Here is a 19,431-nt window from a genome sequence, read left to right on the forward strand (position 1 = left end):
ATGATATCAATAATGAAATGAGCAGCCTCACACCGCCCGAACGTCTCGCCCGTGAACTCGACTGGAATCTGCTTCGCACATTCCTGGTGCTGGCCGATTCCCGCTCGGTCACCGAAGCCGCAGAACGCCTCAGCCTGAAGCAGCCCACCGTCTCAAGTGCCCTCAAGCGGCTCGAAGAACGGCTTGGCAAGCGATTGATCAACCGCAAGCCGGGCCGGTTCGAACTCACGGCCGCCGGGCAATTGCTCTATGATGAGGCGATTGACATTCAGGGTGCCATCCTCCGTCTGGGCACGGTCATCAGGGATGTAGAGGATGAAGTCAGCGGCCATGTCCGCATTGTCATGGCTAGTCATGTGGTCAGCCCGTTGCTCGACGCCGCTCTGAACAGGTTTCACACCGACCACCCCCGCGCGACGCTGTCCATTGAAGCCATGGCAAGCCGCAGCGCGCTCAGTGCCGTTGCCGCGCGCCGCGCTTCCTTTGCCATCTGCCTTGTGATGGAGCGCAGCCCGCAACTCGAATACCGGCGCCTGTTCAGGGAGTATTTCGGGCTCTTTTGCGGCCCCGCCCATCCGCTTTACGGGCGCGAGGCCGTGACGATGGCCGATCTCGCCGGTCACTCCTCGGTCAGTTTCGTCACCGACCAGATGGGCGACGCGCTGCGTCCGGTAGCCGAGATGCGGGCCGAGGCACAGCTTGATGCGCGCATCGTCGGCACTTCGCCCAATCTCGAGGAGGTACGCCGCATGATCATCGCCGGGCTCGGCATTGGCCCCCTGCCGCTGCATGTGGTGCGCGAGGATGTCGAGCGGGGCAGGCTTTGGCGTTTGCCGCCCTACGAGTCTCCGCCCGCCATCGATGTGCATGTGGTCTGGAACCCCCACGCAAAGCCAAACCGCGCAGAGGCCGCCATGCTGGCCGGACTGATCGACCTGATTGCGCGGACACCTATGGAACAACGCATCTACGACTAAGCGATCAAGCCCGCGGCCCGTCCATAAAGGATGAAGGTCACCAGTGCGAGCAAGAGGGGGCTGCCAAACTGCTTTCGGCAGTTCACCTCGAGCTGTTGAAGTGCGGCAAGGCCTTGACGCTGGACAAGGTCATCGAAAATAAATATGAGTGAATTTGTCATATATTAACAACCAGCCTCCCCTGCCATTTCAGCTGCAGGTGGAACCGCAGCGAGTGTCCGGGTATTTTCATGCGTAACCTCCAAAGCCAGATGTCCTTGTCCAGCGGCTCAACCGCGTCCGCGCCACGGGCCGCCCTCGCCCCGGCGTCACAGACCAGCCCCCTGGCCGCCATCATACCGTCCAGCACCCTGTTTCAGGACCGGCGCGAGATCACTATCTCTCACGAAGGGGCAATGTATCGTTTGCGGATTACCCGCCAGGGCAAACTGATTCTCAACAAATGAGCGAGAAACACCCGGCGGCCGACCTGCAGCCGACATTGCGGGATTATGAAAGCCGGGCACTGGCACTATTGAGCGCCGACCGGTCGGCCTATTTCTTCGGCGGCGCTGCTGACCAGCAAACACTTGCAGCCAACCAGAAGGCTTTCTCCGAGCTGGAGTTGCTTCCGCGCGTGCTGCGTGATCTGCGGGGCGGATCCACAAGACTGACCCTGCTCGGAGAATCGCTGACTCACCCGATCCTCGTGGCTCCGGTCGCCTACCAGAAACTGGTTCATCCCGACGGTGAAGCCGCCATGGCCATGGGTGCAGCGGCACAGGACGCAGCCATGGTGCTGAGCAGCCAGAGCAGTATCGATGCGGCAGAGGTGCGGGCCGCCAGCCCAGGCTGCAACTGGTTCCAGCTCTACTGGGGCCCGTCCCGCGATGCCAACCGGGCATTGGTCCAGCGCGTCGCCGATCTGGGTTTTGCCGCGATCGTTCTGACCGTCGATGCGCCGGTCCAGGGTGCCCGGGACAACGAGGCCCGAACCGGTTTCCAGCTGCCGCCGGACATCGCGGCCGTCAATCTGGCAGACATGCCGGCTGCCCAGTTCGCCCCGTTGGCACCATCGGAATCGATCCTCTTCGACCGTGTTGCCCACATCACGCCCCGATGGTCCGAGGTGGAATGGCTGTGCCGCAACTCCCCCCTGCCGGTGATCGTGAAAGGCGTCGTTCACCCGGCGGATGCAAGGCAGGCAATCGACGCAGGCGCCGGCGCCATCATCGTTTCCAATCACGGTGGCCGGACACTCGACACCATGCCGGCCACTATCCGGTTGCTGCCGGCGGTTGCAAAAGCGGTCGACGGCGCGGTTCCGGTACTTATGGATGGCGGCATCAGGCGTGGCACCGATGTTCTGAAGGCGCTGGCGCTTGGCGCCACGGCGGTGCTTGCCGGACGACTGCCAGTCGCCGGCTTGACAGTCGCCGGAGCCGCAGGAGTCAGCCATGTGCTGCGCCTGCTCCGCGATGAGCTTGAAATCGCGATGATGCTGACCGGCTGCGCGTCTCTCGAACAGATCACGCCGGACATTATCTACCGGAACGAATAGCGTATCGGCGCCAGCAGCGTGAAACGCTCGCCCTCAAGGTATCTTGGCGGGGTCGGCAGCTTGCCGATCTCGTCGAACACCGCAAGCGCCGCTTCATCCAGCACCTGCGAACCCGATGAAGTGTCGATCTGCGAAGACAGGATCGTGCCATACTGGTCGAGCGTGAAGAGCACCCGCACCTCCCCTTCGATCCGTTCCTTGCGCGCCTGCGGCGGATATTTCCGGACCTTGGAGATCCTGAGCACGATATCGCGCTGCCACTCGCGCACCGCTTCCTTTTCTTCCGCTGTCAGCCCCTCACCGGTTGCCTTGCTGGTGTCCGCGGTCTCCTCGGTGGCAACGGCCGCAACCGATGCATACGCCGCATCGCTCTCCTGCGCACCGGTGGTGCTGGCCTGATCGACATCTTCCGGCTTGTATTCAGTGGCGATTTCGTGCGCCAGATCTTCCGTCTCCTCGACCGGATCCGGGCTGGCGACCCCGAACTTCAGGCTTTCGTCCTCGACCTCATAGGGAATCTGGCTAAGGATTGGTTCATCCGCGGCTTTCGCCGGATCGACCACTTCGGGGCTTTCGGTAATGGTCGGGGCCTCAGCCGATTCCGCCGCTTCGGCGCTGTCTTCAGCCATGTCCGCCGGCGCGGCGATCAGGTCCGACAGATCGAACATGATGGCGCCGGTGATCCCGGCATCCACCTGCTGCACCGCCACCGCGGCAGGCTGGTCCTGCAAGGCCAGATAAGACAGGCCGCCGTGAAGACCGCCACTCAGGACCGCAGCACAAGCCCAGACCCAGACGCCCGATGCACCCCGCTGATAGACCAGGCTCATGGCTCCAGCCCTGCTCCCGTGTTGCCGGTCGCCGGACCCGGCTGGTCCGGCCCGACCGCACTTTCATCCAGTCCCACGAGTCCGATCTTCAAGAACCCGTCGGCCCTGAGAATGTTCATCACGCGGATGAACTCGCCATAGGGCACAGATTTGTCAGCCCGGATGTAAAGCCTGGTGTCACGCTTCTGCAGAGTGGCAATGCCGACATCGATGTAAAGCCGCTCGAATGTGGTTTCGGTTTCGCCGACCGACAGCGAAAGATCCTCTGCAATCGTGATGAACACCGGCTTCAGCGGGCGCTGCGGCGGCTCCGCCACGGCTACCGGAAGCTCGACGGGAATGTCCACAGTCGAAAGCGGCGCCGCGACCATGAAGATGATCAGCAGCACGAGCATCACGTCGATGAACGGCGTGATATTGATGTCGTGGTTTTCCGAAAGTTCGTCGTCGTCGCTGATCTTGCCCGCCATGGCGCCTACTCCGCAGCCTCGGCAAGATCAGAAGCCGAAGTCAATTCCTGGCTCACCGCCACACCCCTGGTGGCTTGCTCGGCAAGATCGAGATCGCGCGACAGCGTCCGCTCGACCAGCGCCGCGGCATCGGCGAGCATCACCTTGTACCCGCCCAGTCCACGCGCAATCAGGTTGTAGAAGATCACCGCGGGGATCGCCGCCACCAGACCGATCGCCGTGGCGAGCAAGGCTTCCGCGATCCCGGGAGCCACTACGGCAAGGTTGGTGGTGTTGCTCTCGGAGATCGAAATGAAGCTGTTCATGATGCCCCACACAGTCCCGAACAATCCGACGAAAGGCGCTGTCGAGCCGATATTGGCGAGGATGCCGGTGCCCGACATCATGCTTCTGGCAGCACCAGCCTCTATCCGCGTCAGTTCCGAGGACACGCGCTCCTTGATGCCGGTTTTGTCGAGGCCTGCGGAGACACTGCGGTCGCGCTCACGCACGGCCGCGTCCACCATCCGTCCGACGACACCCTTGCTGTGTTTGGAGATCGACGTGGAACCGGCCAGCGTCGCATGGGCATCCATGCGCCGAAAGCCGCGCTTCAACCTGGATCGCTGCCACAACAGGTCAGCGGTCTTGGCGAAGAAGATCAACCAGGTCAGCACCGAGGCAAAGGCGAGCGAGATCATCACCGCCTTGACCACCCAGTCGGCCGCCATGAACATCCCCATGGCGCTCAACTCGTCTTCTCCCGCCTCATGAAGCCAGGCGTTCAGCCCTGCAGCAACGCCTTCGAGCCAGCCTCCGGGCACTGCGGACTGAACCGCGTCCTGGGCAAGGGCACTGCCCGCCAGCACCATGAGAATACCCGGAATGCATATTTGGATCAGCTTCGTCTTCATGATCAAGTCTCTGCCCAGGTACGGATCAGGTTGTGATAGATCCCGGTCAACCGAACCACTTCGCTGTCCCCCGTACCCAGGCGCACGGCGAGCGATTGTATGGTCTGGTCGAGATCGAACAGCATGGTGCGGTGCGCATCCGACCGGATCATGCTTTGCAGCCAGAAGAAGGACGCAACACGCGCTCCGCGGGTCACCGGCACCACCTGGTGAAGGCTGGTCGAGGGATAGAGCACCATGTGCCCGGCTTCGAGCTTGACCTCCTGGGCGCCGTAATGATCTTCAACGATGAGTTCGCCGCCGTCATACTCATCCGGTTCGCTGAGGAACACCGTCATCGACAGGTCCGTTCTCAGACGTTCCTGCGTCAGGTGGTTGAGGCGAATGGCATTGTCGACATGCACACCGAAAGTTTCGTCGGTCTCGTAGCGGTTGAACATCGGAGGCAGGATTCTGAGCGGCAGCGCCGCGGACAGAAACACCGGATTGGCGGACAGTTTCTGCAGCAGGTACTGCCCGAGCTTGAGCGCAGCATCGCTTCCGACCGGCATCTGCTGGTTTCGCTTGACGCTTTCCGATTGCACGCCGGCGGTCTTGGAACCGGCTTCCCATTCGGACTTGTCGAGCACCTCCCGGAAATGACGCACTTCATCCTTGCTCAGGAGATCGGGAATTGTGATCAGCATCTGGCTATCCCATCATGAGCGTTCCGGACGATGACCGCCCGGAACGCTGGTTTTTCAGCAAGCCCTAGAACTTGGCTTTCAGGTTGAACGAGAACTCGCGGCCAGGCGCCACATAGGTGAAGGGCGAACCGGAACGGTAACCGGAGTCATAGTAGGTGGTGTCCGCCACATTGGTGACGTTGAACTGCAGCTCGGCGTTTTCAGAGAACTTGTACGTCGCCAGCAGATCAAGCGTGGTGTAGTCCGGCAGCGTGTTGCCGTTGGCCGTTACGCTGCCGAGCTTGCGCCCGCCGGCATAGGTCACGCGCGCGCCCAGGGTCAGCTTCTCATTGTACGCATAGGTACCCAGAAGGCTGAACTGATGATGCGCGATATTGGCAATATCCTTGCCGATATCCGCAGTCGTCTTGCTTTCCAGGATCTTGCTGTCCATCAGGACGGCCCCACCGAACAGGCTGATCCGGTCGGTCAGGTTGCCCGACACACCAAGCTCCACGCCGGTCATGCTGTATTTGAGGGTATCCAGGTACTGGGTCGCCGCAGGTCCGCCACGACCGTCAGGATCATAATCCTCGCGTGCGCTGGATTTCACGGTCTGGAAAACCGCGGCCGTCAGCAGCAGATCGTCATTGTACTCGTACTTGACGCCTGCCTCGTAGGACATGTTGCGTTCCGGAGCCAGCAACACGCCGCCATCATCAAGACCGCCGTAGAAACTGCCGCCGGCAGCAATTTCCTGTCCGGACGGGTTCGATGAACTCGCAATCGCCGCGTAAAAGCTCGTGTGCTCCCACGGCTTGTAGGTCACGCCGGCATTCCAGTTGAACAAGGTGTCCTTGCGCTCAAGGTCGGTGGTGCCAGAACTGCGTTTGTTGTCGTAAAAATCGACGCGAACGCCGCCATTGACCAGCCAGTGGTCGTTTAGCTCGACGGTGTCGAGGGCATAGAGCGAGGTCGAGCGCACCCGTGTCGTGGTGGCGGCGGTTCCACGAACCGGCGCTTCGCCCGACCAGCAGCCCTGGGCGATCGGATCAGGATTGACCGCGCTGACCGTGCAGCCGCGCTGCCCTGCCGGAGGCCGGTAATCTTCGCTCTGCAGGTTCTGGTAAGAGTAGGTGTTCACCTTCTCGTCGCTGTAGCTCAGACCCGCCACATAGGTGTGCGAGAGCCCGCCCAGCGAGGTTTCGCCGGTCAGTTCCAGAACATCGGAGAATACATCGGTCTCCTGGTAGCGGCTCTTGAAGCTCAGAGACACCTGCCAGTCGTTGATGTCGGTCGAGTTGTTGGTGATCAGGCTGCTCGGAGCTGTCAGCACATAATCATTGATCGAGCGGGAGTAGCGCGCGGTGTTGGTCAGTTTCGCGCTGTCGGAGAATTCGAGGATCGTCCTGATGGTTCCGACAGTCTGGGTCACGTCCTGGTAGTCGCGGCCGACCACGCCGTAGAAGGTCGAACGGTCAACGCCGTACTCGGTCACCGGCCCGCCATTGTTTGACAGGTAGGGAACACCCCAGTCCGGCGTCTGCTTGATCACCGTGTGCGCAATGTCCGCCTCGATCGTGAACAGATCGATCGGCTTGATGGTCACGGCAGCGGCGAGGCCGCGGCGGTCATCATTGACATTGTCACGCCCGGCGACCTTGCCATCCTGCACCAGCCCGTTGAGGCGAAGCTGAACCTGTTCGTTGAAGGCATGGTTGTAATCGACCGTTGCGCGCTTCGTCTTCGCACTGGTCACGGTTGTGGAAGCCTCGAAGAACGACACGTCCTTGGCCTTCTTGCTGACGATGTCGAGAGCGCCGCCGGTGGTGCCGCGTCCGCCAATCGTCCCTGCCGGCCCCTTGATCACCTCGATCTGTTCAGTGTTGAAGGTTTCATGGACGCTGATCCCGGAATCGCGCACCCCGTCGACATAAAGGTCGTTGTTGGCCTTGAAGCCACGAATATAGATGTTGTCGCCGTAGGAGTTGCCGCCCTCGCCGAAACCCAGCGAGATGCCCGGGGTGGTGCGTGCGATCTCACGGACCGAGGTCATGCCTGTGGCCTCCAGCACTTCCTTGCCGATCGCGGTGACGGTGCGCGGCGTGTCGGCGATGGCCCCTGGCAGACGGGAATTGGCAAGCCGGTCGCTCTTGAAAGGGGCATCCGGATCGGCATAGGGGTTGCCGCGTGCGATTTCCTTGGCCTTTGCCGCCGCTTCGGCAGCAGCCCTGGCTTCGGCTTCCGCGCGCTGGTTGGCTTCCTCGAGCGCCGCCGCGCGAGCGGCCGCGGCTTCAGCCTGGCGCTGGGCCCTTGCGGCCGCAGCCCGTTGCGCTGCGCGCTGGCTTGCGGCCGCCGATTGCTGGTCTGCAGCCGCAGCCGCGGGTTCCTTTTGCTGCGTCGTTTCCACTTCGACCGTCGGAAGAACGATGGCATCACCGTCCTGAGCGAGTCCCGGATGTGTTCCCACGGCCACGAAGCAGGCTGCTGCCACCGTGGCGCTGAGCATATCGGAGATCTGCGAGTGTGAAGTTTTGCGATTCCCGGAAACCGGCACGCCCCTGAGCGAGACTGTCATGTCCCATCCCCCTAAAAAATGTACAAAGATCGGTGAGCCTCCCGCACGGAAATGCCGCAAGGAGTAACGAGTTGGCTGGCTCACGATCCGCGAAAGGGGATGGTTGGCGGGCTACAATGAGCGACTCAATAGTTGACCAAATCAGTCAAGTAAAGACGCGAAAAGCAGCCAATGGGTGGAAATCGACATGCCGCGCCAGCTGTACAACCCCAGAAGAGATTTTTAAGTTATTGTTTTTTATGGGAAAACACAAAACGGACATCTGCTGGAAAAAGCTGCCGACACCCAACGCGCCGCAGCGATGTGGCAAATCAGCGACAGGTCACGGAAACAAGATCACGTCCTTGCGCGTCAGCAAGAAAACCTCCAATGCCTGCAAAACGGACGGCAATACGTCTGCATCAACCGCTGCAGGATGCGAACCGGCCACCCAGCCCGCCGATTGTGGAAACGTCCGCATTGGCAAAGGCCACCCGCAGATAGCGTTCGAGCCCCTGGCCGAAGAAGGATCCGGGAATGGTGATGACCCCGGCATCGCGCGCAAGCCGGTGGGCGGCTTCATGGCTGCTCAGGTTGTGAAAGGGGTGCCGGACGAAAGCGAAATAGGCGCCAATCGCCGCAATGTCCCAGCCTCCGACCCCCGCCACTACATCACGCAGTGCAGCAGCCCGCGCAGAGATTTCCAGCGTGTTTGCCCTGCGCCAGTCGCCGAGTGCGGGAATGGCTCGGGCCAGTGCCGCCTGAGGCGGGCGCGGCGCGCAGATCTGCAGATTGTCCATCACCTTTGCAATCTGTTCGACAACCGCTTCTCCCGCCGTGATGGCGCCCACCCGGTGGCCGGGAATGCAGAAGGATTTGGAAAAACTGTAGAGCCCGATCAGATTGTCCTCCCAACCGGGCGACGCAAAGAGCCCGTGCGGCCTGCCGAGATCGAGCGGCAGGAAGTCGCGATAGGTCTCGTCGACAATCATCCAGATGCCATGCTCCCGGCAGAGACCGAACAACGCCTGCAGCAGCCCGTCCGGATAGGTCGCCCCCGTCGGATTGTTCGGCGTGACCACCGCCAGCGCCCGAACCCCGCTGGAGATCATCGCCTCGACGGCAGCAGGTTCGGGCAGGAATCCGTTCTCGGCATCGCAAGTGACATACCGCACCTCGACCCCGCTCATCGCCAGCGTCGTCTCGTGATTGAAGTAACAGGGATTGGTCAGCAGCACCGTGTCGCCTGGCCCGGCAATAGCCATCATCGCCGCCATGAAGGCCTGGTTGCAGCCCGAGGTGATGTGGATGTTTGCAGGACCGATCTCGGCCGCATAGACATTACTCACCCAGGATGCGTAGGCCGCACGCAAGTCTGGCTCGCCCTCGATATCTCCATATCCGGCCAAGGCCACCGAACCGGCGGCCTCGCCGAGCCAGCCCAACATATCGGCATGCGGCGGGTAGCCGGGTACAGCCTGGGACAGGTCGATCAGCGGACCCAGACTCCCATCATAGGCCTTCTTCCAGGCCTGAACCTCGGGGATCGGTGGAGCAGACAGTGTTGCAACAAGCGGATTGATGCGGGGACTAGGCATGGCAGGCGCTTTCATGGATTGGACGGTTCGAAGGAAGTTGCGTCGTCATGGGCGGGGCTGGCGGCCTGTGCCCGGCGAATGGTCCGGCGGGCCGCAATCATCGGCTCGGCCTTGGCGTCGTCTTCCTCGAGGCTTGAGAACAGCCAGTCGATAAAGGCCTCTACCGCGGGTGTCGACCGCACATCATTGCTGCAGGCGACATAGAATGCATCCACCGCCGGCACGGCGAGCTTGAAGGGAACGATCACCTGTCCCCTCGTCAACAGGCTTGCTGCCGTCAACGTATCACCGAGCGCGATACCGTGGCCGAGCAATGCGCCTTCGATTGCAAGCCGCGCGTCGGAAAAGTGATGCTGCTGCACGCCTGAGATCCCATGCACGTCGGCTTGCGTCAGCCAGATATGCCATTCATGGCCATCATCGCCGTGCAGAATAGTGTGCTCCGCCAAGTCCCGCGCAGTGCGGATCGGCCGGTTGTTGATTAGCGACGGGCTGGCGATCGGAAACAGGTCGAGATGCGACCAGAGCTTGAGCCAGCAATCGGTCCAGCTGCCGTCGCCATAGAGAATGGCTATGTCGACGTCAGGCGAGTGGATAGCCGCCGGATCATTGGCCGCATTGAGTGTCAGCCGGATATCCGGATACCGCGCGGTAAAACTCGCCAGCCGCGGCATCAGCCACAGCGACAAGAGCGCCGACACGCAGGTGATGGACAGCGAGCCGGATTTCGCAGGCCTTGTCATCCGCGCGGTGGCAGCGGCGATTTCCGCAAACGCCGATGTTACAGAGGGCAACAGGTCGGCCCCATGTTCGGTCAGCGTCAGTCTCTGCCCGGCGCGGTTGAACAATTTGACCTTCAATGACGCTTCCAGCGCCTTGATCTGATGGCTGATCGCGCCATGGGTGACGCAGAGTTCCTTCGCCGCCTTGGTCAGGGAGCGGTTTCGCGCAGTCGCCTCGAAGGCCCGAAGCGGGTTCAGCGGCGGCAGTCTCTGGGTCATGGGCTCAATCCTGATGTGAGAAATTTTCACATAAATGGCGCTAACAATATCAATTGCTTTCCTTTCGCTGCTTTGCAACATTTTAATCGGCAACGGTGTCGGTTGTCGCGACACCGCATGATCTCGGGATGGCATTCACATGACGTGGGACAAGACAAAGCTCGACGAGCTGAAGAGCAAATATGGCGAGAGCCATGGTGGCGAACTTTTCAATCCGAAGTTCCGCCGGGTGGCCGAAAAGATCTTCACCGAAAGCGGCACACGGCTGGCGCCCTATTCCGGTATCCCGACGTTCCTCACAGCGCCCCATGTCGAAATCGACAACGACAATCCGGATTTCGGCGACCTGCAGGTGGCAATGATCGGCATGCCGATGGATCTGGGCGTCACCAACCGGAACGGCTCGCGCTTCGGCCCGCGCGCGTTGCGCACCATCGAACGCATCGGCCCCTACAACCACGTGCTTGACTGCGCCCCCGTGCACGAACTGAACGTCGCAGATATCGGCGATGTCAGTTTCAGGAGCCGCTACCGGCTCGAACTCTGCCATGAGGACATCGAGCGCCGGCTGCACCAGATCGTCGATGCCGGCGTGCTGCCGCTCTCAATTGGCGGCGACCATTCGATCACCCACCCGATCCTCAAGGCCGTCGGCAAGAACAGTCCAGTCGGCATGATCCACATCGACGCCCATTGCGACACCGGCGGCGCCTTCGACATGACCAAGTTCCACCATGGCGGCCCGTTCCGCAATGCGGTGCTCGATGGCGTGCTCGACCCGACCCGGACGATCCAGATCGGCATCCGCGGCCCGGCCGAGTATCTTTGGGAATTCTCCTACGAGGCCGGCATGACCGTGATCCACGCCGAAGAAGTCACCGGCATGGGCATGCCGGCGATCATAGAACGCGCCAGGCAGATCATCGGCGACGGGCCGACCTACCTGTCCTTCGACATCGACAGCCTTGACCCGGCCTTTGCACCGGGCACAGGCACGCCGGAAGTTGGCGGACTGACGACGCGCGAAGTGCTGGAGCTGATCCGCGGCCTGAAGGGCATGAACATCGTCGGCGGCGACGTCGTCGAAGTTGCGCCGCAATATGATTCCACCACCAACACGGCCCATGCTGGCGCCCAGGTGCTGTTCGAGATTCTCAGCCTGATGGTCTTCAGCCCGGCCATTGCAGGCGGGAAGGCCTGACCGGCGCCTCTTTCTAAGACAACGATCCGCATTCAAAACCATCGTGGCAATGCGGCAAGGACCATCCATTGAGGCACAGAACCTCAAGCAGAACCGCAAGGGAACACCGGTCTGAGACCGGCCAACAAAGGAGAAGTTCATGACCAAGTTTCTCAACAGCCCCATCAGCCGCCGGGCAGTCCTCGGCGGCACGGCAGCAGCCATCGGCGCCCTGTCGATGCCGTCGATCCTGCGCGCCCAGGACCGCTCCCTGAAGGTCGGCGTCTATGGCGGCTACTTCAAGGATTCGTTCGACGCCAACATCTTCCCGGACTTCACCTCAGCCACAGGCATTGCAGTGGAATCGATTGCCGAACCGACGGGCGAAGCCTGGCTGGTCCAGCTCGAGCAGGCGGCCAAGGCCGGCGTCGCGCCCGCCGATGTCTCGATGATGTCACAGGTCGCCATGCTCAAGGGCCAGTCCACCGACCTCTGGGCGCCGATCGATACCTCGAAGATCAGGAACTATGACGACCTGCTTGGCCAGTTCGTCAACAAGTACCCCGATGGCCGCGTTGCCGGCATCGGCGCGGTGGCCTGGTACATCACCCTGGTCACCAACACCGATGCCTACCCGGAAGCCCCCGACAGCTGGGCAGCACTCTGGGATCCGGCCAACGCCGACAAGCTCGGCCTGCTGGCGCTGGTGTCGAACTCCTTCCTGCTCGAGGTCACCGCCAAGACTTATCTGGGTGGTACCGCTGCGCTCGACACTGAGGAAGGCCTCAACAAGGCGTTTGAAAAGCTCGCTGAAGTCAAGCCAAACGTGCGTCTGTGGTACCGCGACGAGGCCCAGTTCGAGCAGGCGCTGAAATCAGGAGAAATCCCGATGGGCCAGTACTACCATGACGTCACCGGCCTCGCCGCCGCCGACGGAAATCCGGTCCGCTCGACCTTCCCCAAGGAAGGCGGCATTCAGGATTCGGGCTGCTGGGCGCTGTCGCGCGCTTCCGACAAGGTCGAGGAAGCCCATGTCTTCATTGATTACATGAGCCAGCCGGAAATCCAGGCCACGCTGTCGCGCAAGGTCGGCACCGCGCCCACACTGAAGCGTGATCTGCTTGATCTGACCGCCGAAGAGTTCGCCAGCGTCTCCTCGGACATCGATCCGATCATCCCGCGCTACGACCTCTACCAGACCAAATCGGACTGGCTGAACCAGAAGTGGACCGAGATGATCGTCGGCTGACGTCTGCTTGCGTCCCGCACGGGGACGTGATTGCCTGAAAGCGGGAGGGCAGTTTCGCCGCCCTCCCCACCCCGGCAAATCCGGGGCAAGACCCATGGGGACGCGATGTCTGGTTTGACCCTCAATTCCGTCCGCAAGGACTTCGGCGGCTTCACCGCGGTCAATGACGTGCAACTGACCGTTCCGCACGGCACCTTCGTTTGCATGCTCGGACCATCGGGCTGCGGCAAGACCACTCTGCTGCGGATGATCGCAGGCCTGGATCTCCCCACCAGCGGTGAAATCCGGCTCGATGGTGAAGACATCACTGCCGTCCCCACCCACAAGCGCAATCTCGGCATGGTGTTCCAGTCCCTGGCGCTGTTCCCGCATCTCACCGTCGGCGAAAACATCGCCTATCCGCTCAGGATCCGCGGCGCACCGCGCGAGGAGCAGAAGCGCCGCGTCGATGAATTGCTGGCAATGATCCATCTCCCCGGCTATGCCGACCGCCCGGTGGCAAAGCTGTCCGGGGGCCAGCGCCAGCGCGTGGCCATCGCCCGTGCGCTGACCCGTTCGCCCAAGCTGTTCCTGCTCGACGAACCGCTCTCCGCGCTTGATGCCAAGCTACGCGAAGCCATGCAGGTGGAACTGAGACAGTTGCAGCAGCAGCTCGGCATCACCACCATCGTCGTCACCCACGACCAGCGCGAGGCCATGACCATGGCCGACACTGTTGTCGTGATGAACCAGGGCGAGATCCGCCAGGCGGCAAGCCCGATGGAAATCTATCGTCGGCCCGCCGACACCTTCGTCGCCGACTTCATCGGCTCGACCAATCTCATCGACATGGAAACCGACAGCGCCGGCCGTGCCATCGTGCTGGGCCAGGCGATTTCCGGCCTGTCCGCGCCCGGTGGCGGCAAGGCGATCCTGTCGGTCCGCCCGGAAGACGTCCAGCTGGCCGCGCCTGGCAGCGACGGCGCCATCACCGGCACCGTGACCTTCGTCCGCGATCTCGGCGGCACTATCGAAACCTTCATCGATTGCTCCGGCAGGCCACTGATTGCGGTCTCGACGCCGCGCGCCCGTCCGGAAGTCTCCGTCGGCCAGCCGGTAGGCGTGGTGCTCGATCCCGGCGTCTGCGTGGTGCTCGACAGATGAGACGCGAGGCGCCGCAAAAGCTGACCGATTACGCTCCGCTCGCCTTCCCGGCGATCATGCTGACGCTTTTCTTCGTCATTCCGTTCGGAACCATGATCGCGGTCAGTTTCTTCCAGCGCCAGCAGGGCGGCTTCTACACACCCGCCTTTGTGCTCTCCAATTACGAGCGCTTCGCCAGCCTGTTTTTCGCCAACGTGCTTGGCTTCTCGCTGATGCTGGCGGTCCTCGTCGCCATCTGCTGCGTCGCCATCGGTGTCCCGTTCACCTATCTCCTGACCCGGATGAGCCGGCGGGCGCAGATCGTCTGGATGGTGGCCCTGCTTTCCGTCCTGTCCCTGTCGGAAGTGATCATTGGCTTTGCCTGGTCAACACTGTTTTCCCGTACCGCCGGCATCACAAACCTCCTGGTGACGCTCGGGCTGATGGAAAAGGCGGTGGCGCTGTCACCCGGATTTCCGGCGCTGCTCACCGCCATGGTCTACCAGGCGCTCCCCTACACGATCCTCGTTCTGTATCCGGCCTTGGTGCGGCTTGACCCGACGCTGACCGAAGCGGCGCGAACGCTCGGCGCGTCGCCGCTGCGGGCGTTCTTCACCGTGGTCGTCCCGGCGCTTAGAACCACCATTCTCGCCACGCTGATCATGGTCTTCATCTTCGCGCTCGGCTCCTACCTGCTGCCGCAGATCCTAGGCCGGCCACAGCACTGGACGCTGTCGGTGCTGATCACCGATCAGGCCATCTACCAGTCCAACATGCCGTTCGCGGCCGCCATGGCCGTGTTCCTGGTGCTGGTCACGCTCGCCATGGTGGCGCTCACCCTGTTTGCCGGACGCAAGCCGGAGGCAGCCGCATGAGCCTCTTCCTGCGCCGCTTCTATTTCGTCCTCGTCGGCCTGTTCCTGGCCGCGCCGCTGATCGTGGTCACCGGCGTCTCGGTCAATGCCAGGCAGACGCTGGCCTTTCCTCCGCAGGGCTTCTCGCTGGACTGGTACATCGAGATCTTTGCTGACACCGGCTGGCGCAACGCGCTATTCGCCTCGCTGACACTGGCAACCCTGTCTGCAGCACTTGCCGTGGCAATCGCGCTGCCTCTGAGCTGGTTCCTGTGGCGAAGGATTGCGCCATGGGCCAACGTCTTCCAGCTGCTCGGCATCGCGCCCTTCACATTGCCGCCGGTGATCACCGCGCTGGGATTGCTCACCTTCTGGGCCACTACCGGCTTTTACGGCCAGCCCTGGACGGCGGTGATCAGCCACGCGATCTTTTTCGTCACACTGCCGCTGGTCACGCTGTCGCTCGGCTTTTCCGCCATCGACCGCTCGCTGGTCGAGGCCGCGGCCACCATGGGCGCCGATGACCGCACCATCTTCCGCACCGTCGTGCTGCCGCTGATCACGCCCTACCTGGTCTCCGGCTATGCCTTTGCCTTCGTGCTGTCGCTCAACGAATACATCGTTGCCTACATGACCGTCGGCTTCACCATGGAAACGCTGCCGATCAAGATCTTCAACGCTCTCAGGTACGGCTACACGCCGACCATGGCCTCGGTCACCGTCCTGTTTGTGGTCCTGGCCGCCGTGATCTATTCGCTGATCGCCCGCTATGGCGATCTGTTGAAGCTGCTCGGCGCCAATTCGGAGGAAAAACCATGATCCGTCTTTCGGCCCTGCAGATGCAGACGGCAGGCGCTGATACGACCGCCAATCTCGCCCGCATCGAAGCCGCCGCCCATGAGGCCGCCCGAGCCGGAGCGACGCTTCTGGTCACTCCGGAGCTCGGAATCACCAGCTATGGCGGCGGCGAAAAGATCCTGGCACTGGCCGAACCGGCAGATGGCGCGCTCGTGACCCGGCTAGGCGAGATCGCCCGCGAGACCGGTGTCGCCCTCGTGGCTGGTTTCGCCGAAAAGGCCGGGGAGACGGTCTACAATTCCGCCGTCTACACCGACGGCAGCGGCAAGCCCTCCGTCTATCGCAAGTCGCATCTCTACGGTGATTACGAGCGCAACCTGTTTACGCCGGAGAAGCCATCGACCTGCCTGTTCAGCCATCGCGGCATGACGCTCGGAATGCTGATCTGTTACGATGTCGAGTTCCCGGAGAATGTCCGCCGGCTGGCCCGGGCCGGTGCCGAGATGATCCTCGTGCCGACGGCCACGCCAAAGGGCGCCTCGGGCACCTTCATCGCCGAGAAAATGATCCCGGTGCGCGCCTTCGAGAACCAGATCTTCATCGCCTATGTCAACAATATCGGCCGGGACGGCGACTTCGACTATGCGGGACGGTCCATCATCGCAGCACCCGACGGCACGGCTTTGGCATCCGCGGGACTGTCGGAGCAATTGCTGACGGTGGATATCGATCCCGATCTCTACGCCCGCTCCAGAAGCGAAAACACCTACCTTATGGATCTGTAGGCACAAGTAGTGGCGTCAACCGGTTCCGGTATCTGAGGTACTTCAGGCCTGCCCGGTTGCAATGGCTTCCATTACCGCGATTTGCGCCATCGCCATGGCAGCTTCACGGGTCTTTGCCGCGGCGATGAAGCGGCCATTGTGGCAGAAACTCGCTCCCTCGACGCCGCAGGCGGCCTCCAGATCGCCATTTGTCAGGCCAGCCCAGGCTGCGGGCAGATCCGCACGCTGTTCGAATCCCTCGTCCGACTGGCGAATGCCGGTCAGGCACCAATCCTTGTCGCGCGGGTGAACCACGAACAGCAGATGATCCGCGCCTGCCTTCATGATCGCCGGGCGGAAAGGCATTCCCATCGGAAGTTCCAGAACCCGGTTTTCGCCCGAAGTCGCAATTGCCTGCAGCACAAGATCTTCGGCCCGCAGCTTTGCAGCACTTCCGGCGATCCGGGCTTCGAGAAAACTCCGCGCGATTGTCAGCGCTTGATCGAATGCCCGTCGCAGCGCCTCCGGATCCGGCTCGTCGAAGACGGGCTTGAGGGTTTCAAGCAAGACCGGCAAGGTCAGCACGGCCAGGGGGCCTGCCACCGCCGGGCTCATCGCCCCGTTGTCGAGCAGATCGATCGGCAGGACGAAGCTTTCGTCAAGACCCGCATACACAGGGTGGATATGGGCATCCGGCAGTCCGATCGCGGCAAGATAGTCATGGCCGAAATGCTTCCAGATCAGGCCGAACGAGCTGAAGGGTTGCCCATCATCACGCAGCGGCGCACCGCGCTGGTGGTGGTCGAAGATCCCCGCTTCGGCGTCATAGGCGCCACCGACATCATAGATGATCCGGTTTGCCCCGGGTGTGATCCATTCCGGCGCCCGGCTGCGGACGATCTCCGCATTCGGGAACAGCCGCGTCAGCACCGCGCTGGACAGCAACTCATCGGCATGAAAGCCGCCGGAATGGGTAACGAGGTAATCTGGTTTCATTGCAAAAATGCCTTGTATTTGGCCGCAGTCCCGCCCGTGTTTGGCACCAGATAGCCACAGTCGGAGTTCAACTCAACCCGACAGCGAAACAAACAAGCAGCCTGAACCGGCGAGGACATGCGATTGCTTCAGGTCCTGACGATGAACCCCTTGGCAATATGGTTCCTGACGAAATAGATGACGGCCAGTCCGGGGATGAGAGACACAAGCGTCATGGCCATGACCAGCCCGATATCCGTTCTGAAGCCGTAAAGCGTGTTGATGGCCATGGTGATGGGCTTGCCACCGGTCACCGTCAGTATCCGCGCAAACACCACTTCCACCCACGAGAACATGAAACAGAAGAACGCCGCCACTCCGACACCGGGCGCAATCAGCGGCAACAATTGCCGGACGAAGAACCGCGGCAGCGAGTAGCCGTCGAGAAATGCCGTTTCATCAAGCTCTCTGGGTACCGCCGAAATGAAGCTTTCAAGAATCCATATGGCGATCGGGATGTTGAAGACACAATGCACCAACGCGATGCCCACCGGAGTGTTCACCAGCCCGACCTTGGCAAACAGGATGAAGACCGGAAGGGTCAGGACAACGGGTGGTGTTATCCGGAAGGCAATCAGAAGCAGGAAGACATGCTTGTCGCCGGTAAACCGATAGCGCGCAATGGCATAGGCCGCCGGAATTGCAACCAGCAGTGTTACGATGACATTCAGGCTGACATAGATGATCGAGTTGACAATCGAGCCTGAAAGCAGCGGTGACGCGATGATGCTCTGAAAATTGATGGTGCTGAACTGCCATTGGGCAATGCCGTCTCTCGGCAGGGTAGAGGTGAAGCTGAGCACAAGCATCTGCACGAATGGCAAAAGCACGAAACCCACAAGCGCGGTCAGCAAGACATACACCATCAAGGTCTTCAGTCTGCTGGCTGTTGATCTGGCGCGCACCATCAGGCACCCACCCGGCGGCTCTCGCCCTGGCGGATGTTCATGATCGTCTTGAAGGCCCAGGCCACCGTCAGAATGATAACGAAATAGATGATCGATCGCGCTGCTGCAGGTCCATAGTCAAATGCCGCGATTTCCTCCCCCAGGTCCAGGGACAGGAAGCTTGTGGCATGGTTCGGCCCACCGGCATTGACCCGGAACGCCTCCGTGTAGATCATGAAGCTGTCCATGAACCTCAGCAGCACCGCCATCATAAGCACACCGCTCATTTTCGGCAGTTCCACATACCGGAAGACCTGCAACCGCGACGCTCCGTCGATTGCTGCGGCCTGATAGTAGGCAGGGGAGATCGTCGACAGACCGGAATAGCAGAGGATGACGACCAGTCCGATCCAGTGCCAGGTGTCCATCGCCACAAGCAGGATCCAAGTGTGAACGGCATTGAACTTGTAGTCGAAATCGAACCCCAGAAGCGAAACCGCCTGACCTCCAAAACCGGATTGCTCATCCATGAAACTGACCCACATCGACGGCACTGTGTTCCACGGCACCATCAACGGAAGCGCAAGCACCATCAGGATCGCCGTTTTGACACGGCCTTCCCTCGGTAGAAGCAGCGCGATGTAGACCCCCAGCGGAATCTGGATCGACAGGACAATGGCGGAAAACAGCAGGCTTCGCCCCAGACTATGCAGGAAGCGTTCTGAGGCGAGGATCTCGCGGTACCATTCCGTTCCGACCCAGTACCGGTCTTCCAGCGTGAAAATATCGAAGAACGAGTAGTTGAAGATGGTCAAAAGCGGCAGAACGCCGACAAATGCCAGGACGAGCAATGCGGGCAGTAGCAGCCACCAGGCCGAATTGGAGTCTATCTTCGAATGTCCGCTACCAGCCAAGAACGAATTCCAATTTCACCACTTCCGGATCAGGCGCGCCTGGGCCGTTCCCGCCAATCGATTTTGAACACACTCATATCGTCTTCTGCCACCGGGTC

The 19,431-nt window shown here is 61.5% G+C and carries 19 protein-coding genes; 9 read left to right on the top strand and 10 right to left on the bottom strand.

What is annotated here, in order from left to right; translation table 11 throughout:
• The first annotated feature begins 17 nt into the window (after positions 1 to 17).
• The 3 genes from SPHINGO391_RS19970 to SPHINGO391_RS19980 all read left to right on the top strand — a co-directional run bounded on the left by SPHINGO391_RS19970 (position 18) and on the right by SPHINGO391_RS19980 (position 2,517).
• A complete protein-coding gene (locus tag SPHINGO391_RS19970; RefSeq protein WP_152010487.1) occupies positions 18 to 977 on the top strand; it encodes a LysR family transcriptional regulator in 960 nt (319 codons plus the stop codon).
• A gap of 251 nt (positions 978 to 1,228) precedes the next feature.
• Positions 1,229 to 1,423, top strand: coding sequence for a hemin uptake protein HemP (locus SPHINGO391_RS19975; RefSeq protein ID WP_152011648.1), 195 nt, complete (start codon positions 1,229 to 1,231; stop codon positions 1,421 to 1,423).
• A complete protein-coding gene (locus SPHINGO391_RS19980; RefSeq protein ID WP_152010488.1) occupies positions 1,420 to 2,517 on the top strand; it encodes an alpha-hydroxy acid oxidase in 1,098 nt (365 codons plus the stop codon). The genes SPHINGO391_RS19975 and SPHINGO391_RS19980 overlap by 4 nt, the downstream gene beginning before the upstream one ends.
• Here SPHINGO391_RS19980 and SPHINGO391_RS19985 read toward each other — a convergent pair.
• The 7 genes from SPHINGO391_RS19985 to gcvA all read right to left on the bottom strand — a co-directional run bounded on the left by SPHINGO391_RS19985 (position 2,502) and on the right by gcvA (position 10,531).
• Positions 2,502 to 3,347 carry an energy transducer TonB gene (locus SPHINGO391_RS19985; RefSeq protein WP_152010489.1) on the bottom strand — a complete coding sequence of 282 codons (846 nt, stop codon included), beginning with the start codon at positions 3,345 to 3,347 and terminating at the stop codon, positions 2,502 to 2,504. The two genes, SPHINGO391_RS19980 and SPHINGO391_RS19985, sit on opposite strands and share 16 nt — an antisense overlap.
• Positions 3,344 to 3,817 (bottom strand): TonB system transport protein ExbD, encoded by a 474-nt coding sequence (gene exbD / locus SPHINGO391_RS19990; RefSeq protein WP_152010490.1) that lies wholly within the window; start codon positions 3,815 to 3,817, stop codon positions 3,344 to 3,346. The genes SPHINGO391_RS19985 and exbD overlap by 4 nt, the downstream gene beginning before the upstream one ends.
• A gap of 5 nt (positions 3,818 to 3,822) precedes the next feature.
• Positions 3,823 to 4,710: a tonB-system energizer ExbB gene (gene exbB, locus SPHINGO391_RS19995; RefSeq protein ID WP_152010491.1), complete on the bottom strand. Its 888-nt coding sequence runs from the start codon at positions 4,708 to 4,710 to the stop codon at positions 3,823 to 3,825.
• A gap of 2 nt (positions 4,711 to 4,712) precedes the next feature.
• Complete coding sequence (locus tag SPHINGO391_RS20000; RefSeq protein ID WP_152010492.1) at positions 4,713 to 5,396, bottom strand: Fe2+-dependent dioxygenase; 684 nt, start codon at positions 5,394 to 5,396, stop codon at positions 4,713 to 4,715.
• Between the two features lie 64 nt (positions 5,397 to 5,460).
• Positions 5,461 to 7,953 (bottom strand): TonB-dependent siderophore receptor, encoded by a 2,493-nt coding sequence (locus tag SPHINGO391_RS20005; protein ID WP_210385802.1) that lies wholly within the window; start codon positions 7,951 to 7,953, stop codon positions 5,461 to 5,463.
• Between the two features lie 401 nt (positions 7,954 to 8,354).
• On the bottom strand, positions 8,355 to 9,530 hold the full coding sequence (locus tag SPHINGO391_RS20010) for an aminotransferase (RefSeq protein ID WP_152010493.1): 1,176 nt from the start codon (positions 9,528 to 9,530) through the stop codon (positions 8,355 to 8,357).
• An 11-nt stretch (positions 9,531 to 9,541) separates the two neighbouring features.
• A complete protein-coding gene (gene gcvA, locus SPHINGO391_RS20015) occupies positions 9,542 to 10,531 on the bottom strand; it encodes a transcriptional regulator GcvA (protein WP_152010494.1) in 990 nt (329 codons plus the stop codon).
• Positions 10,532 to 10,670: 139 nt separating this feature from the next.
• Between gcvA and speB the strand changes: the two genes are divergently transcribed.
• The 6 genes from speB (at position 10,671) to SPHINGO391_RS20045 (ending at position 16,518) form a co-directional block, all read left to right on the top strand.
• Entirely contained in the window at positions 10,671 to 11,732 is a 1,062-nt protein-coding gene (speB, locus tag SPHINGO391_RS20020) for an agmatinase (protein ID WP_152010495.1), read from the top strand.
• A gap of 139 nt (positions 11,733 to 11,871) precedes the next feature.
• Positions 11,872 to 12,960: an ABC transporter substrate-binding protein gene (locus tag SPHINGO391_RS20025; protein WP_152010496.1), complete on the top strand. Its 1,089-nt coding sequence runs from the start codon at positions 11,872 to 11,874 to the stop codon at positions 12,958 to 12,960.
• A 105-nt stretch (positions 12,961 to 13,065) separates the two neighbouring features.
• On the top strand, positions 13,066 to 14,103 hold the full coding sequence (locus tag SPHINGO391_RS20030) for an ABC transporter ATP-binding protein (protein ID WP_152010497.1): 1,038 nt from the start codon (positions 13,066 to 13,068) through the stop codon (positions 14,101 to 14,103).
• Positions 14,100 to 14,957 (top strand): ABC transporter permease, encoded by an 858-nt coding sequence (locus SPHINGO391_RS20035; RefSeq protein WP_152010498.1) that lies wholly within the window; start codon positions 14,100 to 14,102, stop codon positions 14,955 to 14,957. The genes SPHINGO391_RS20030 and SPHINGO391_RS20035 overlap by 4 nt, the downstream gene beginning before the upstream one ends.
• Positions 14,954 to 15,754 (top strand): ABC transporter permease, encoded by an 801-nt coding sequence (locus SPHINGO391_RS20040; RefSeq protein WP_152010499.1) that lies wholly within the window; start codon positions 14,954 to 14,956, stop codon positions 15,752 to 15,754. Before SPHINGO391_RS20035 ends, SPHINGO391_RS20040 begins: the two co-directional genes overlap by 4 nt.
• Positions 15,751 to 16,518 carry a carbon-nitrogen hydrolase family protein gene (locus tag SPHINGO391_RS20045; protein WP_152010500.1) on the top strand — a complete coding sequence of 256 codons (768 nt, stop codon included), beginning with the start codon at positions 15,751 to 15,753 and terminating at the stop codon, positions 16,516 to 16,518. The genes SPHINGO391_RS20040 and SPHINGO391_RS20045 overlap by 4 nt, the downstream gene beginning before the upstream one ends.
• A 42-nt stretch (positions 16,519 to 16,560) precedes the next feature.
• On the opposite strand, the gene SPHINGO391_RS20050 is transcribed toward SPHINGO391_RS20045, so the two are convergent.
• From SPHINGO391_RS20050 to SPHINGO391_RS20060, 3 genes are all read right to left on the bottom strand, one after another.
• On the bottom strand, positions 16,561 to 17,493 hold the full coding sequence (locus tag SPHINGO391_RS20050; RefSeq protein ID WP_152010501.1) for an MYG1 family protein: 933 nt from the start codon (positions 17,491 to 17,493) through the stop codon (positions 16,561 to 16,563).
• A 128-nt stretch (positions 17,494 to 17,621) separates the two neighbouring features.
• Entirely contained in the window at positions 17,622 to 18,398 is a 777-nt protein-coding gene (locus SPHINGO391_RS20055; protein ID WP_152010502.1) for a carbohydrate ABC transporter permease, read from the bottom strand.
• Positions 18,399 to 18,439: 41 nt separating this feature from the next.
• Positions 18,440 to 19,333 (bottom strand): sugar ABC transporter permease, encoded by an 894-nt coding sequence (locus tag SPHINGO391_RS20060; protein ID WP_244615274.1) that lies wholly within the window; start codon positions 19,331 to 19,333, stop codon positions 18,440 to 18,442.
• Positions 19,334 to 19,431 lie beyond the last annotated feature (98 nt).

This window comes from Hoeflea sp. EC-HK425, assembly GCF_902498795.1.
Taxonomy (GTDB): Bacteria; Pseudomonadota; Alphaproteobacteria; order Rhizobiales; family Rhizobiaceae; genus Hoeflea; species Hoeflea alexandrii.

Coding starts and splice junctions, on each gene's coding strand:
- SPHINGO391_RS19970 (WP_152010487.1), top strand. CDS start 18: ATGAGCAGCCTCACACCGCCCGAACGTCTCGCCCGTGAACTCGACTGG.
- SPHINGO391_RS19975 (WP_152011648.1), top strand. CDS start 1,229: ATGTCCTTGTCCAGCGGCTCAACCGCGTCCGCGCCACGGGCCGCCCTC.
- SPHINGO391_RS19980 (WP_152010488.1), top strand. CDS start 1,420: ATGAGCGAGAAACACCCGGCGGCCGACCTGCAGCCGACATTGCGGGAT.
- SPHINGO391_RS19985 (WP_152010489.1), bottom strand. CDS start 3,347: ATGAGCCTGGTCTATCAGCGGGGTGCATCGGGCGTCTGGGTCTGGGCT.
- exbD (WP_152010490.1), bottom strand. CDS start 3,817: ATGGCGGGCAAGATCAGCGACGACGACGAACTTTCGGAAAACCACGAC.
- exbB (WP_152010491.1), bottom strand. CDS start 4,710: ATGAAGACGAAGCTGATCCAAATATGCATTCCGGGTATTCTCATGGTG.
- SPHINGO391_RS20000 (WP_152010492.1), bottom strand. CDS start 5,396: ATGCTGATCACAATTCCCGATCTCCTGAGCAAGGATGAAGTGCGTCAT.
- SPHINGO391_RS20005 (WP_210385802.1), bottom strand. CDS start 7,953: ATGACAGTCTCGCTCAGGGGCGTGCCGGTTTCCGGGAATCGCAAAACT.
- SPHINGO391_RS20010 (WP_152010493.1), bottom strand. CDS start 9,530: ATGCCTAGTCCCCGCATCAATCCGCTTGTTGCAACACTGTCTGCTCCA.
- gcvA (WP_152010494.1), bottom strand. CDS start 10,531: ATGACCCAGAGACTGCCGCCGCTGAACCCGCTTCGGGCCTTCGAGGCG.
- speB (WP_152010495.1), top strand. CDS start 10,671: ATGACGTGGGACAAGACAAAGCTCGACGAGCTGAAGAGCAAATATGGC.
- SPHINGO391_RS20025 (WP_152010496.1), top strand. CDS start 11,872: ATGACCAAGTTTCTCAACAGCCCCATCAGCCGCCGGGCAGTCCTCGGC.
- SPHINGO391_RS20030 (WP_152010497.1), top strand. CDS start 13,066: ATGTCTGGTTTGACCCTCAATTCCGTCCGCAAGGACTTCGGCGGCTTC.
- SPHINGO391_RS20035 (WP_152010498.1), top strand. CDS start 14,100: ATGAGACGCGAGGCGCCGCAAAAGCTGACCGATTACGCTCCGCTCGCC.
- SPHINGO391_RS20040 (WP_152010499.1), top strand. CDS start 14,954: ATGAGCCTCTTCCTGCGCCGCTTCTATTTCGTCCTCGTCGGCCTGTTC.
- SPHINGO391_RS20045 (WP_152010500.1), top strand. CDS start 15,751: ATGATCCGTCTTTCGGCCCTGCAGATGCAGACGGCAGGCGCTGATACG.
- SPHINGO391_RS20050 (WP_152010501.1), bottom strand. CDS start 17,493: ATGAAACCAGATTACCTCGTTACCCATTCCGGCGGCTTTCATGCCGAT.
- SPHINGO391_RS20055 (WP_152010502.1), bottom strand. CDS start 18,398: ATGGTGTATGTCTTGCTGACCGCGCTTGTGGGTTTCGTGCTTTTGCCA.